General features: G+C 60.9%; 13 protein-coding genes. 4 read left to right on the top strand and 9 right to left on the bottom strand.

The window, feature by feature from the left end:
- Window positions 1-5 precede the first annotated feature (5 nt).
- Window positions 6-785, bottom strand: a complete 780-nt coding sequence (gene purQ, locus FJY68_00505) for a phosphoribosylformylglycinamidine synthase I (GenBank protein ID MBM3330312.1) — start codon at window positions 783-785, stop codon at window positions 6-8.
- A 135-nt stretch (window positions 786-920) separates the two neighbouring features.
- Between purQ and FJY68_00510 the strand changes: the two genes are divergently transcribed.
- The 4 genes from FJY68_00510 to amrB are packed head-to-tail and all read left to right on the top strand — an operon-like array spanning window position 921 to window position 5376.
- Window positions 921-1814 (top strand): hypothetical protein, encoded by an 894-nt coding sequence (locus FJY68_00510; GenBank protein ID MBM3330313.1) that lies wholly within the window; start codon window positions 921-923, stop codon window positions 1812-1814.
- A 15-nt stretch (window positions 1815-1829) separates the two neighbouring features.
- Window positions 1830-2894, top strand: coding sequence for a hypothetical protein (locus FJY68_00515; protein ID MBM3330314.1), 1065 nt, complete (start codon window positions 1830-1832; stop codon window positions 2892-2894).
- Window positions 2869-3822: a 2-hydroxyglutaryl-CoA dehydratase gene (locus FJY68_00520; GenBank protein ID MBM3330315.1), complete on the top strand. Its 954-nt coding sequence runs from the start codon at window positions 2869-2871 to the stop codon at window positions 3820-3822. The genes FJY68_00515 and FJY68_00520 overlap by 26 nt, the downstream gene beginning before the upstream one ends.
- Before the next feature lie 24 nt (window positions 3823-3846).
- The gene (amrB, locus tag FJY68_00525; protein ID MBM3330316.1) at window positions 3847-5376 is read left to right on the top strand and encodes an AmmeMemoRadiSam system protein B; all 1530 of its coding nucleotides are present in this window, start codon (window positions 3847-3849) and stop codon (window positions 5374-5376) included.
- A 202-nt stretch (window positions 5377-5578) separates the two neighbouring features.
- Here the strand turns inward: amrB and FJY68_00530 are convergent, their stop codons facing one another.
- The 8 genes from FJY68_00530 to FJY68_00565 form a co-directional block, all read right to left on the bottom strand.
- On the bottom strand, window positions 5579-6043 hold the full coding sequence (locus tag FJY68_00530; protein ID MBM3330317.1) for a hypothetical protein: 465 nt from the start codon (window positions 6041-6043) through the stop codon (window positions 5579-5581).
- A gap of 538 nt (window positions 6044-6581) precedes the next feature.
- Window positions 6582-7691, bottom strand: a complete 1110-nt coding sequence (locus FJY68_00535) for a hypothetical protein (protein ID MBM3330318.1) — start codon at window positions 7689-7691, stop codon at window positions 6582-6584.
- A 610-nt stretch (window positions 7692-8301) separates the two neighbouring features.
- A complete protein-coding gene (locus tag FJY68_00540) occupies window positions 8302-9438 on the bottom strand; it encodes a restriction endonuclease (GenBank protein ID MBM3330319.1) in 1137 nt (378 codons plus the stop codon).
- A complete protein-coding gene (locus tag FJY68_00545; protein MBM3330320.1) occupies window positions 9416-9877 on the bottom strand; it encodes a hypothetical protein in 462 nt (153 codons plus the stop codon). Before FJY68_00545 ends, FJY68_00540 begins: the two co-directional genes overlap by 23 nt.
- A 376-nt stretch (window positions 9878-10253) precedes the next feature.
- Entirely contained in the window at window positions 10254-11006 is a 753-nt protein-coding gene (locus FJY68_00550; GenBank protein ID MBM3330321.1) for a hypothetical protein, read from the bottom strand.
- Between the two features lie 199 nt (window positions 11007-11205).
- Entirely contained in the window at window positions 11206-12069 is an 864-nt protein-coding gene (locus FJY68_00555) for a zinc ribbon domain-containing protein (protein MBM3330322.1), read from the bottom strand.
- A 400-nt stretch (window positions 12070-12469) separates the two neighbouring features.
- A complete protein-coding gene (locus FJY68_00560; GenBank protein MBM3330323.1) occupies window positions 12470-13165 on the bottom strand; it encodes a hypothetical protein in 696 nt (231 codons plus the stop codon).
- A gap of 190 nt (window positions 13166-13355) precedes the next feature.
- Window positions 13356-13733, bottom strand: a complete 378-nt coding sequence (locus FJY68_00565) for a hypothetical protein (GenBank protein ID MBM3330324.1) — start codon at window positions 13731-13733, stop codon at window positions 13356-13358.
- Between the last annotated feature and the right edge of the window lie 312 nt (window positions 13734-14045).

Consider the following 14045-nt stretch of genomic DNA (forward strand, 5'->3'; position numbering starts at 1 on the left):
TCTGCCTAGAGGTTCTTGCGCGCATACTCAACCGCGTTTCGAAAGATGGCTATGCCGTGCGGTTCGTCAACTCGTTCTCGATGCCAGCGAGGGTGCTGCTCGCGGCGCACGAATCTCTCCGGATGCGGCATCAGCCCGAAGACGCGGCCGGTCCGGTCGCAAATGCCGGCGACGTTATCCTCGGAGCCGTTGGGGTTGTCCGGGAATCCGGGTGGGTCGCCGTTCAGCGTGGTGTAGCGAAGGCAGACCTGGCGGTTGTCAATGAGGCGGCGGAGGATCGCTGCCGACTTCGCGAGGAACTTGCCCTCGGCGTGCGCCACGGGCAGGTACATGGGCGATTCGATGCTGCGGGTGAAGATGCCGGGCGAGTCCTCGACGCTGAGATACACCCAGCGGTCTTCGTACCGGCCGCAATCGTTGGTGTCGAGGGTCACGGTCTGCGGCTCGAACGGCCGCTCAAAAGCAGGTAGGAGACCGCATTTGACCAGGACCTGGAATCCGTTGCAGATGCCGAGCACGAGCTTGCCGTCGGCTATGAACTCCTCGATCTGGTCGCGCAGGAAGTGCTTTAGCTCGTTGGCAAAGATCCGGCCGGAGGCGATGTAGTCGCCGTATGAGAAACCGCCCGGTATCAGCAGGATATGAAAGTCCTTGATCTTCCGCTCACCCGAGCGGAACCGGTTGACGTGGACGACCTCCGGGACCGCGCCGACCAGTTCAAAGGCGTAGGCCGATTCCTGGTCGCAGTTGGTGCCGGCGGCAAAAAGTACACAGGCTTTGACCACGGATGGTCAGGATAGCCGCCGCTGTCCCTCTGTCAAGCGGCGGGAGTTGAGCTATTCAGCGTCGGGGTCTGGGCCAGTTGAAGCCCCGGCCCTTCGTCCTATTGACTTTGACCCTTGGCAACCTACAATTCGGTGATGAAAGTCGGTGTTCCCCGGGCCCTGCTGTACCATCGCTACGGCCAGTTCTGGGAGCAGTACCTCACCGGCCTTGGGGCCGAGGTCGTGGTCAGCCGTCGGACGGACAAGGTTCTGCTGCAGACCGGACTGGGGTACGTTTCCAGCGAGGTCTGCCTGCCGATCAAGATCATGGCCGGCCACATTGAGGAACTGGCCGGGCAGGTTGACGCGCTGTTCCTGCCTCGTCTGCTCTGGCTCGAGGACAAGCTCTACGCCTGCCCGAAGATGATCGGCATCGTGGATATCGCGCGTATGATGCTTGGTGACCGCGTGCGGATTGTCGCGCCGAAGATCCAGGGCAGTCTCTGGCTGCCGCACTTTGGTGCCGGGATGGATTTGTGCCATGACCCCGTGCGCGTAGTCCGGGCACTGGCCCGGGCCGGCAAGGTCCTGCCGGTCCACAACCAGGTTCCAGATTTCCCAGCGGGCGAGAAGCGTGTTGCCCTTATCGGCCACTTCTACAATCTCGGGGACGACTTCATCTCGCGGCCCATGATCGATACGTTCACCAGCCACGGCTACCGCATCTGCACCAAGGATGAACTGCCGGAGATGGTGCTGCGCAGCCGCCAGGGCTTTGCCCGGAGCATCCGCTGGGTATACGAACGGGAGTTGTACAACGCGTTTCGATTTCTGGTCGACAAGGTCGGCGGAGTATGCATGATCGTTTCGATGGGATGCGGCCCGGATTCGCTCGTGGCCGAGTTCATGCGCGAAGAGGCACAGCAGCGGGACATCCCTTTCCTGCAGCTCGTCATCGACGAGCACACCGGCACGGCCGGGATCGTGACCCGGATTGAGGCATTCCTGGAACTTGCAGAGCGGCGGCGGTCCCGGCCAAAGGCCGCCTGATCCGCGCGCCCGCAAATGAAAGCATCGTTCCCCAACGTCGGCTATGACACGTATGCGCTGAAGACGTTCCTCGAGGACCTCGGGGCAGAAGTAATCCCGGCGCCGCCGAACTCCCGTCGGACGATCGAACTGGGGTCGCTGCATTCGCCCGAGCTGATCTGCATGCCGTTCAAGATCACGCTCGGGAACATGCTGGAGGCCCTGGAGCTTGGAGCGGACACGATGTTCATGGCGGCGGGGGCACGCAAGTGCCGGTTCGGGTACTACCACTATCTGCAGGAGCAGGCTCTGAAGAACCTCGGCAAAGAATGCCGTTTCATCCCGGTGACCCAGTACTCACCGCTGGACTTCGTCTTCAGGATCATGCCCGGGGTCTTCGGCGTGCCTCCGTGGCGGGTCGTCCGCGCAGTCGCGAAGATGCTGGCCAAGAGCCAACTGACCCAGGAATTCAGGCAGCACCTGAACCGGAAGATGGCGGTCGACTTTGATGGCGCGGAGCAGGCCAAGCCGAAAGCTCTGGCGATCATCGAACAAGCCCACACCCTGAGAGAGATCCAGGCGGCGCGCGGCGAGGTCAGGAGGATATTCAACCTGAACGGTCTTCAACCCCAGGTCCGGCTGGGGCTCGTCGGGGAGATCTACTTCATGATTGAGCAGTTTGCCAGCCAGGAGATCGAAAAGGAACTGGGCAAGATGGGCGCCGAAGTAGTGTTCGAGCGCAGCCTGTACCGCCATATCCGCCACCTGCTCTCTTCGGACCCGGCGTTCGTGCGTTCGGAGCGTCTGGCGCGCCGCTACCTGCAGGAGTCACCCGGCGGCGAGGCAATCAGGACGGTGGGTGAGGCGGTTCACTTCCAGAAGCAGGGCCTGGATGGTATCGTACATATCTTCCCGTTCACCTGCATGCCGGAGAATATCGCGCTCGAGGCCTTGCAGAAGTTGTCTGAGGATACGGGCATACCGGTCCTGTCGCTTTCGTTTGACGAGCACACGTCGCGGACGGGTCTGCTTACGCGGCTCGAAGCGTTTGTCGACCTGGTGAAGAGGAGAAAGCTTGGTCGAAGCCTACATCGGAATTGACGTCGGTTCCATCTCAACCAAGGGGGTAGTGGTTGACCGCAAGTTCAACGTCCTCGCCAGCCGCTACCTGCGCACGCAGGGCAACCCGATAGACTCCATCCGGCGGCTGCTCGCCGAACTGGGCGCGCAGGTCGACACCGGCATCAGAATCCTGGGGGCGGGGACGACCGGTTCAGCTCGCCGGCTGGCCGGCGTGATGGTGCAGGCCGACATCGTCAAGAACGAAATCATCACCCACGCCGTCGCGGCCAGCCACTTCCATCCTGAGGTCAGGACCGTTATCGAAATCGGGGGGCAGGACTCGAAGATAATCATCCTGCGTGATGCCATCCCCGTGGACTTCGCCATGAACACGGTCTGCGCCGCCGGGACCGGTTCCTTCCTCGACCATCAGGCGACGCGACTGGGACGCCCGATCGAGGAGTTCGGCGGGCTGGCGCTGCGGGCCAAGAACCGGGTGAACATCGCCGGCCGCTGCACGGTCTTCGCCGAAAGCGACATGATCCACAAGGCCCAGCTCGGCATTTCGACCGAGGACATCGTGGCCGGGCTGTGTGACGCCATCGTCCGCAACTACATGAACACCGTAGCCAAGGGCAAAGAGATACACCCGCTGGTTCTCTTTCAGGGCGGGGTCGCGGCCAACGTCGGGGTCAAGAAGGCGTTCGAGCTTATGCTGGGACACGAAGTGCTCGTGCCGGAGCACTTCCTGGTCATGGGTGCGGTCGGGGCGGCGATTGTCGCCTCGGAAGAGACTGACGGCAAGGGCACGCGGTTCGCAGGCTTCAACGTCGCGGATACGGCGTTCGAGACGCGGGCCTTCGAGTGTGAGGGCTGCCCGAACCGTTGCGAGGTGATCGAGACTCTGCGCGAGTTGAAGGTGATCGACCGGTACGGGGACCGGTGCGGAAAGTGGTCGAAGCTCTAGAGGACACCGAGCGCCAAACGACGATTGACGAACTGCGGACGGGAATGTAGGGTGATGGCGATGGGTGCGATGGTACTCGCTTTGCTGGTATGCGCGCAACCAAAGGAGGCTAGGGTGGCAAGACAGCCGGCAGTTGCAGGGCAGTTCTATCCGGGTGATGCGAAGACTCTGACCGCGATGGTTGACTCGATGCTCGCGGATGCAGAGGTACCGGCCATTTCCGGTACGCTCATCGGAATCCAGGTGCCGCACGCGGGCTATCCCTTCTCCGGGCCGACCGCGGCACGTGCATTCAAACTGCTGCAGGGCATGGATTCGGTCACGGTCGTGATGCTCGGTACGAGTCACCACGTCATGCTCAGGAACGCGGCTTTGTACGCCAAGGGGGCCTGGCACACGCCGCTCGGCGACGTAGCGATTGATGAGGGATTGGCAAAAGCGATTCTGGCGCAGGACAAGTTCTTCGTCGATATGCCCGAGGCTCATGCCAGGGAGCATTCGATCGAGGTCGAAGTGCCGTTCCTGCAGCGCATCCTCTCTGACTTCAAGATCGTGCCGATCATGCTGTTGCAGCCTACCTTTGAGCAGTGCGAGCGGGTCGGTAAGGCAGTGGCCGCGGCCGTCCAGGGCAGAAAGGTCGTGTTGCTCGCATCTACCGACCTCTACCATGGAGAATCGTACGATGATGCCAACCGCATCGACCGGACCGCCGTCGAACTGATGGCGAAGTTTGACCCTCAAGCCTTTCACGCGGCGTACGAACGCGACGAGGCCCAGGCGTGCGGGGCGAATGCGGTTACCGTGATGATGGTCGCTGCCCGCAAGCTGGGTGCGGATACCGCGGTCGTCCTGGCCCAGACCAATTCCAACGATGTGACCGGCGAACGCGGCGGATACTGTGTGGGCTACAGCGCGGTTGCGTTCGTGGCATCCGGGAAGGGATCAACGGGGAACGATGAACGAGGAACGATGAACGAGCTTGTCCCAAGCGACGACCTGAATGAGCGGGAACAGAAGAGCCTGCTCGGGATCGCCCGCAGCACGATTGAGAGCTACATTCGAACCGGCAAGATACCCGAGGCTAAGCCCTTGACGCCGAAGCTGAGTGAGAAGTTCGGGGCATTCGTCACCCTGCACGAACGCGGGCAGTTGCGTGGCTGTATCGGCTACATCGAGGCGCTGAAGCCGCTCTTTCAGACGGTGAGGGACATGGCGGTGGCCGCCTCAACCGAGGACCCGAGGTTCCGCCCTGTTGAAGCCGGCGAGTTGGATGGAGTCGACATCGAGATAACCGTGCTGAGCCCGATGCGCACGGTTCCGAGCCCGGATTCAGTCGTGGTCGGCAAACACGGAGTGGTGATCAGGAAGGCGGGTCGTGGTGCCGTGTTCCTGCCGCAAGTCCCGGTCGAGCAAGGCTGGGACCGGAACACCTACCTCTCCGAGCTATGTCTCAAGGCGCAACTGCCTCGCGATGCGTGGAAGAGCCCGGACGCCAAGTTCTCCGTCTTCACCGGGCAGGTCTTCGGCGAGAAGCAACTCGGCCGGCAGCAGTAGGCTGCGGCTGGCGTTTAGCGTCGGCAGGGGCGGGCGAGAGCCTACCCCGCTCCCACGCCCGCGCTGATGGCAGGGGAGATGCAGGCGGCTTTCAGCCGTCGCTCCGCTGTCGCCGAACAGGTCACTTTCCGCCTTGCCCTTCGACAAGCACGCGCCGGCCTTGGTTCCCGGAAGTGGGTGCTTGCCTCTCGTCCGCTGCGGTCTACTCCGGATCCAGAGTGGGCGTGCCCTTGGTCACACGGCAGTCGATGACTCCGGACGTCCACGAATGCTCCCCGTCGTGGTCTTTCCACTTCGCAGTGAAATAAAACTTCTTGTCCAGCACGAAATACGGCGGTGCGGCGTGCGTGATGGTGTCGGTTATCTTGTGATCGTGGTGGGTGAAGACCAGGCGCTTGGACGCATACTCGCGGCCCTGGGTGTTGCGCCAGGCCACGTCTAGGTTGATTGGGTCCGAGCCGAATGACGTGGACAGCCCGGGATCGTAGCTCACGGCGTTCCCCGTGACTATGCAGGTCACGTAGCGGACGTCGTTCTGGATGCCGGAATCAGGAATGAATGCGTCGACGTAAAAAGCGAGGACACCCGGCGGTCTGTAGCATCCAGGGAAGGCGACGAGAATGGCGACAAAGACGAGCAGCGCTCCGGTCGAACCAACAGACTTCATTCTGCCTCCGTTTGTTTGCGGTCTTGCTTCGAGAAGAACTGTACTTGGGGAAGCTCTGAAGTCAAGCTGTCGCCGTTCCTCAGAAATGGTCTGCCTGAAATGCTGTTGTTTCCTCAGGATGGAATTTGCCCGAAATCGGGCGGTCTCGGGCTCCAGTGGCTATCGTCATGCTGGTCCCTCTTGGTCAGAATGACAGATGGCCGCGGCGTCATCTTCCGCCACCCGCACCTCAAGCACATTCCGGCTCAGCCCGAACGGCAAATGCTCCTCATCAGTCACGTCACCAACGACCGTTTGCTGGGGCCGGTACGAGACCGCGACGTCCTCAGACGGCTCTAGCAGCACAAACCACACGCCGCCTGGCTCAGATAGCTGGACTCAGCGGGTGCAGTGCCCGCCCACCACTGCCGGGGCGCACTTCTGTGCGCCCCGGCAGTTCCAGCCTGACCCCGCCGTTCCTCGGCAATGGCTTCCGCTGTTGGCACGGGACTCCGCGATCCTGGAATCGCCGGCAGCGCCGCGACAAATGCCGGGGCCGCTAGAAGCGGAATGTCACCAAACCGGGCGCGGAGAATTGCTTGTCCTTTGCGTAGCTCAGGGCCGAGGCGGAGAGTATCGTCCAGTTCACTGCCAGGCGGTCGTTTGGCGTGAGCCAGCTGCCTTGCGTCAGCGCCGCCGACCTCTTCGCGAGCGACAGACCGGCCGCTAGACCTCCTACCGCTCCGAGCGTGGCGCCGCCGACAATCATCCTCTGTGATGTCTCACCGATGCCGTAGTAGTCGTTGGGAGATACGAGAAAGGCCAGACCGCCGCCCAAGAGCGCTCCGGCTGCCGCAAGCCCGGCACACGCCACTCCACCGCCGGCTGTCAGCGGGTAGTTCCCGATGTGGCGTTCGGCGTAGTAGAGAGCGCCGAGGCTCCCAAGGAGAGCGGTTCCTGACGCGAAGCGACCATTCAGGGCTCCAACGCCATCTGAGCCGGCAAGAGCGTAGGTAAGTCCCACCGGCGCAAGCGCGCCCAGAACGCCGGTGGTGCGGACGAACATCGCCTGCCCTTCGGTATAGGAGAGCGATCGCTGGCGCAGGTATCCGGCGCCGATCCCAACGCCCTCGCCGAGCAGGAGCCAGGGAACCGGGTCCCCCTGGAAAGTCATTCCCCAAAGCAGCCCGCCGCCCAGGATGCCAACGTCGGTATACGTGGACAGCAATTGGGCTTGGCCTGCACTCATGCCCCGGGCAAGTCGGTAGCCCCAGAACTCGGCAGCGACTCCGGACCCGAGTGCCGTGAAGCACCTGGCGCCGGCGTCTCTCACACCCAGCACTTCCGCCAACCCCGCCCCGGTCAGCATTCCCCGGTAGCCGTAGGCGATGCTCAGGTGCGCCTGGGCCGGAGTTGTCGGTATCGCAAAGGATCCTGCGATGAGCCCTCCGGCAGAAAGCATGTAGAGTCCCACGCCCAGCTTCGCGTCGCGGGGCTGGACTACGCCTTCAAGCAACCCGCTGTAGACCAAACTGAGCGGCACGTGCTCGATGACGTAGCGCGCCCGTCCGCGCTGCTGAGCTTCACTTCTCAGGCTGTCATGTCCGTCTTGCTGGGCGAGGCCGGCGACAACTGACAGCGCGATCATGGTGCAGACAACTGTCGGCATGGACCTTCTGCATCCAGGCTTCATGCGCCGGTCACGTCTGCGACCCGCGAAAAGCGGTTCGCTGTTGTGGTTCATTGTTACCTCCGTTCATGGATCTTGAGTCGGCCGGCAGCTTGTCGCCATTGCGGGGGCTGCGGCTCCAACGGCGTCCCGTTGACCCCAGCTTGTCGCGCCAGCGCTCGCACTGCCGGTCAGCGTCACGTACAGTCTCGGCTTGGGCACGGACTACTTGAGGCACCGGCTGTGCCAGAAGACGATGGGTCGTAGATACGTGACTTACGAAGGCTCGTGAGGCAGCAGTGTATCTCTCCGGTAACAGGGTGTCACGTTCGGATACACTCGGGCGGTGGTGAATTGGGTTTGGCCGGAAGCAGGGCCGAGGGCAGGACTGGGAAGGTCAGACTCGGATGTGATTACATGTCAGGCCGGGAAGAATAGAAGCTTGAGCTGAGCGTCAGGCGATAACCAACTGCAGGAACTCGGGTGGGCTATCGAGCCCCAGACTCGCCAGAGGGCTCTTCATTGAAGTGCCCCGCTTTTGCCCGAAGTGACTTGGGCCGTGTCAATAATCATCTGCTGTCATCGAAATTCCCTGTAAGCCTGATCGAGTCTAGCGCCTTCCGTAGCGCGAGCGTCGGGGATAGAACGCCCGTCCGTATTCGTTAGACGGCTGGCTCTGAGGAGGAGGACTTGCCTGCCAGGAGTCTGGGACGACTTCTCCGTCGGGATACACCTTTCTGACCATACGTACGAAGGCGCCGAGTTCGACTATGTCGATCCTATTGTGCTTCGCCCATCTGCGAGCCTGCTTGGATACGGTTCCTGTAGTAACCACGATACCTCCTGTCGCGCTATGGTGGTTCACGCATCCGCTCAGCTGCTGGAGCACGGGCCGGCCTACGCTGCCCTTCACGCGTTTGCACTGCAGCAGGTATAGATTGCCGCCGTACTTGAGATAGCCATCCACCCCGCCGTCACCGGCGTACGGGGTGGATTTGGCATCGTATCCTAAGCGCCCGTATACGCTGCACACAAGGAGCTCGAACTCTCTCGGATCCATCTGCCGTAGGTACTGGGGCAGTCGAATACTGGCCAGGTAAGCCGCATACGATTCCTGTCGCCTGCGCATTGCCTCGGCGTTGGCCTCGGCCTCCGCTGCTCGTCTCCGTGCATCCGCCTCGGCGGCGAGCTTTGCCTTCAGTTCCTTCTCTCCGCCGGCGAGCCTGACGCACTCTGCACACCTTCTAGGCCTGTGAAGAGCACCGCGAACGCCGTGTTGGCACGGCTCAGCTCTCTTGCCTGCATCCTTGATGTATGCGACGACCGACTCCACGACGTAGGTAATCACCAAGACCGAAGCAGCAGCAATGGCTGCGTATGCCATTAGTCGTCCTCTGGCCCCCGCAAGGAACGCCACTTCAAGCCAGACAAGGACAAACCAGCCCACGTTCGCCGGGTGCAGTTCCCTCAAGGCGCTCCCCGCAATGCTGGACAGCGAGACTCCCTTTTCTCCTATTCGAACGATGCAGTCGAACACTGAGTTTGCCGTCAACATGAGTGCGGCTGCCCCAGACGTGAACGCGAGCGCCTTGCCTCCGATGTGGAGGAAGTGTGCCGCCATCGACCCGAGCAGCAGCAGCCATGCCCTCCATATGTTTCTCTCAAGGAAGTTCAGGACGGCCTTCGCAGCCCTGCCTGACCCACGCCAGCTAGCTCCCGTAGGCTCAGGATTCAATTGTGCTTCCACACAGTTCGCGGAGAAACGACCGGTATGTGTCAACTACGAAGGGTACGAAGGAGGGACCTAGCTCTACCATGCCGAATACTCCTGTCTTGATACAGCCGGTCTTGGTCCGCGCTAGTTCAGAGATGACAGCGCATTCCTCCTTTTCCGATGATCTTCCGCCGGCGTGCGCTATGAGGTTCCTGACCTTGCCCAAGTTCTGGATGATCGGCCAAGACCGACCGTCAGCGGCGACCCGCAGGCCGACTACCTTGACAAGGTAGGCTCTCGCGCGCTCCAGACCCCTTCCGTGCATGTCGCGATACGAAGCCGCGAGTCCATAACGGCCCTGCAGCCTGTCGCAGAGGTCGTTCATCATTGACTCCAGCAAAGCGTGGCAGGTCAGAAACAAGGACTGACGCATCATGCTGGAGATGAGGACGTGCTTTATGCGCACACGCATCTGGCGTCCCCGAGCAGACAGCCCTTCGCCGCCAGAGGGTCCGGTTGGGCTAGCGGCCTCGGCGAGCTCGCTCCCCAACCGGGCAGCAAGCGCTGTCTCTAGAAGATCGCTGAGTTCATCTAGGTCATCCAAGCTGAGGTCGATGAGTGTCTTCGCAATACCACGGTAGCAGAGCCAGTCCCTCGACGGATGCCGTCCTGATGATCCTCGATGCGGCTCGGACTTCATCCTGCCCATGCAGACAACCGGCACTCGGTGGTCGCTATCTCGCCGCCCGTCAGACCCACCAGTCCGCCCATTTTGTCATCCCGCACCCTGACATCGTTCAGTAATAGGGGTAGTGTCCCTCGCCGGTTTTGACAATCAGGTTCGCGCGTCAAGTGGGCTTCCGCAGGTCAAGGGTCTCCAGGAATGACAATGGGAGATGGAGGCTTAACAGAGGGTAGTCCACGGACGCCACACGGATGCGCTCGCGGGCGGGCGTTTCCTGGGATGCCTGCAGGCTGTGCATGCCGTCGACTACCACGGCGACCCTGCCTAGCCTTGTGACGTGCACATTACCGCCTACGTCGATCCTGAGTCGTGCATCGTCAGCTTTTGTAGGTGTATCTCTTGACCGCAGAATGCAGAAGTCTCCTACGATGAACAACTTGAGGTAGACCACGGAATCCGGAAAGAGCAGAAGCTCATGCTGATTCTTTCTAAGCAGCACGGCGCATGGGACATTCCGCGGTTCATGCGCTCTTGCCCTGCTGACTATTTCGGACATCGGGCACTCGGTCTGGCGCAAGCGGGTCGACCTGAGTCCGGTACCGACTTTCAGCGTGATGCCCTCAGTCGGCCCCGGCACCAGGCGTCCTAGGAAAGAAGAGGTGTCGTCGTCGTGCACGTACCCCCAATGCGCGCGCTCTATTTCGTCATATCGTCTCGACGCAAACCGGCGGCCCCACCGCGTCACAACGACGTCATCTGGGTTTAGCATCACCTGTTGGTTTTGCACCAACTGCGTGGCAGCTCTGGCGGCTCTGACAGCGCTGACTATGATGCCGATGCCTATGACAATGGACCACGTTTGACTCTGCGACTCTCTGCGTGCACTCCACACGAACAGCGCGAGCGCCGCCGCCAAGGCGGCAGTTGACCACACGAGATTCCATGCCAAACCGCGGGTTCGCGATCTCGTCAGGGGCGATTTCGGCGACATTTTCCTTGTCTCCTTTGCGACAGGGCTGGGCGAGGCACGAGAGTCATCGCAGGCATTGTAGGCAGCGCGGGCCGGGAAGTCACGGCGGGCGGGGAGTAGGTCAAGAGCTGGACTCGTCCTACGCCTACTTGAGTTTGCCCATCTTGATGAGTGCCTGGTTGGGCTCGTACATAAATGCGTCCTCGCCAGACTCATCGCGGTATGATAGGCCTTGTACTTTCGCAACGCACGCCTCTCTGTACAGTGGAAGAGAATCCCCGAGGATCCCGGCAGCCTTGCGACCAAGACCGAGTTTCGCCAGCGTCAGGTCGCGACTGATGACGTGGAGTGACACGTACTCAAGCCTTGGGTAGTAGGTGAAGAGCTTCGGAGCGAGTTGGCCGGCAGCGTCGGACAGGTCTGCTTGCACCTCGGCCAGACTTGGAGAGCCGCCCCCGCGTGCACGAGTCTCGTAGTTGATGAAGACGTTGAAGACGACCGTCTGCTCTACGTTCGTCCACGAGAAGCCCAGGAGTACTTCTCTGCCTGGTTCGAGGCCCCGCACTTTGTCAGCCATCAGTCTGCCACAGGAATCAGCGAGGCGGTCGAGCTTCCTCTCTGCCGCAGCATCCTCACTTGACTGACTCCATCTCTCGATTGTACGTCCCTCATCGAGTGCCTTCTCAAGCCTGGCGGACCAGCGCCGAGCCTTCCCCAGCAGCGCTTCCATCTGGGGTCTGCTTCTGTGGAGACGCTCCATCAGCTGCATGGCAGTTGTGTCACACCCAGCGGTTACCTTGCCGAGAGCCAGCGGTCGTTCTGCCGACGGGCCTCTGCTCAGAAGGCACACCGCGGGCAAGACGAACGCCGCTAAGACTATCAGCCCGAAGATGATGACGGCGGTGCGTCCGCAGCCGCCCTTCTTTCTGATAACCATTCCGCAACCTGGGCACTTGTCTGCTTGGTCAGTAACTTCTCTACCGCACTCTTTGCACTTGGTTAGGGCCACGGCTTCTCCTTATGTTGAGGCTGGCGTCAATGCTGGTCGGGATTCGTGTCCCATTGCGGTCACTTCCCGGCAGATCTCGCGATGCTGGCGAGTAGCTTGTTAGTGTACCAATCGGGATTTCGGAAGCACATCACTCATCTCATTTCCGCTAGGCCCGGAGTGAATCCGACATCCATCGGGAGTAGGATAATCCTGACTCCGGCCATGTCAAATCGAAGGGGAGAGTGATCGAGAGATCATGGCATCAAGGGATCGAGTGGCAGCAAACCGTCAGCCGGTTTGATCTCGGGCTTGCGCTTGGGCTAGCCGTGGGCTTGTGGTTTGAGGCTGGCGGGCTACGCCCGTGCCGATCTGCAATCTACAATCTTCCCCTCGCAATCCGCGACGGCCACGTTTCCTTTCATGGGCTGGTGGCTGTCACGTATAGGGTCGCGGACTTTGGTGTGATCAAGCTGTAGGAGTTGTCGAGCACAAAGTAGTAAGTGTCCGTGCTTGATATGCTTGCAGAGAACGACGCGCCCGAGGAACGGTTGTAGACTACGATTCCCTGGGCCTGCTGGCTGTTGGACCACAACTGGTAGTTTGCTGCATCCAACACGAAGAAGTTGATATCGTAGGCAGCGACGCCGAAGTTCCCCGATATGGTGTAGCCTGCGGCGAGCGTCTCGGTCCAGTATGTCCATTGACCCGCGCTAACCGTTCCACTCCAGTCAATCAGAGTGGTGGTGATCGGCGTCACCGAGACCAGTTTGGAACTGGCATCCGTACCTTTCCTGCCATCGTCGACTGTGACCGATACGGTTGCACTACCAGAGGTCGACGGGGCCGTCCAGGTGACGGTCTTTCCTGTGGTCCCATTCAGCGACCCGGCAGTGCGCGACCAGGTATACGTTAGCGCGTCACCGTTTGGGTCCGTAGCATTGCATGTGAAGCTGGCGCTCGCGCCAGCCCGCACCGATGATGGGCCGCTAACGGACGTGATCACGGGGGCGTCGTTAGGAAGCAGCTTCCTGCACCCCGGCGCAACTACAAGGGCCGAGCCAGCCAGGGCCAACGCGAAACACTGCGGTAGAACTAGTCTGGATCCGGTAGTCATCAGTATCCTCCTTCTTCGATTCCTATTCACGTTGCAGACGTTAACAGCGGAGCGTCGCGGCACGTTGGCACTTCGCTCGAAGACTTGTATGTGTGTGTGGCTGACATGCCCCAGCTTCGTGTCGGTGTTCATGAAAGGTCGGGCTCATGCGTCTCCAGAGTCGGGATTGGTCCGCATGCAGAGGGCCGAGTCACTGCAGGGCCGCGAGTTGGGCCAAGAGGCTCTGCCTTTCGAGTGTCAGGGTTTGGATACGACTCTCAAGTATCTGCTTCTTGTCCTGCTTGGGCTTGATGTCGAGCAGATACCAGAAGATACCGCCCACCACGGGCGCGAGGATGAACGCGCCAGCGCAGCAACACCAATTCGGGTTGGGCAAGTGGGACAGCTCCCTTTGAGCATCATCGATCTGGCGGTTCACTGTATCCAACTGCGCCTTGATGACTTGCGCCCTGTTCTCTTTGCTCTCATCTCCGGCTCTTCCAGGGCTCGGCACACAGAGAATTGTTGCGGCGACCAAGAGCATGCGTATGCCCATGGAGCATGCCGACCGACCTTTGCTACTCATCATGCTCAGGTTTCCTTTCTCGGCGAACGCGGACGCCATCTGAATAGGCGGCGACACTTCCAATACTCCGAGTCCCGTCAACAGTCCCGATAGGACCAACTTCCATCAATTGTGCATTCTAGGCTGGTCTAGCCCGCAGTCAAGCCGTGAATCGCAGCCGCTGTCCGGTTCGGCGGGCGGCAGGAACCGAGGTATCATCGAATGTTGTGGAAAAAGGAAGAGCGGTGTCTACGATTCTATGTGATTGCAGAACCGGGCGTTAGCCCAAGAAAGGAGACACCGCTGTATGTCAGACTATCAGAAAGAACAGGAAGC

Source organism: candidate division WOR-3 bacterium, from assembly GCA_016867815.1.
In the GTDB taxonomy this organism is placed as follows: domain Bacteria; phylum Hydrothermota; class Tepidihabitantia; order Tepidihabitantales; family Tepidihabitantaceae; genus UBA2258.

What these genes read in the sequence shown, in the direction of transcription:
- FJY68_00510 (MBM3330313.1), top strand. Translation starts at nt 921, where the DNA reads ATGAAAGTCGGTGTTCCCCGGGCCCTGCTGTACCATCGCTACGGCCAG.
- FJY68_00515 (MBM3330314.1), top strand. Translation starts at nt 1,830, where the DNA reads ATGAAAGCATCGTTCCCCAACGTCGGCTATGACACGTATGCGCTGAAG.
- FJY68_00530 (MBM3330317.1), bottom strand. Translation starts at nt 6,043, where the DNA reads ATGAAGTCTGTTGGTTCGACCGGAGCGCTGCTCGTCTTTGTCGCCATT.
- FJY68_00535 (MBM3330318.1), bottom strand. Translation starts at nt 7,691, where the DNA reads ATGCCGACAGTTGTCTGCACCATGATCGCGCTGTCAGTTGTCGCCGGC.
- FJY68_00545 (MBM3330320.1), bottom strand. Translation starts at nt 9,877, where the DNA reads ATGCGTGTGCGCATAAAGCACGTCCTCATCTCCAGCATGATGCGTCAG.
- FJY68_00560 (MBM3330323.1), bottom strand. Translation starts at nt 13,165, where the DNA reads ATGACTACCGGATCCAGACTAGTTCTACCGCAGTGTTTCGCGTTGGCC.
- FJY68_00565 (MBM3330324.1), bottom strand. Translation starts at nt 13,733, where the DNA reads ATGATGAGTAGCAAAGGTCGGTCGGCATGCTCCATGGGCATACGCATG.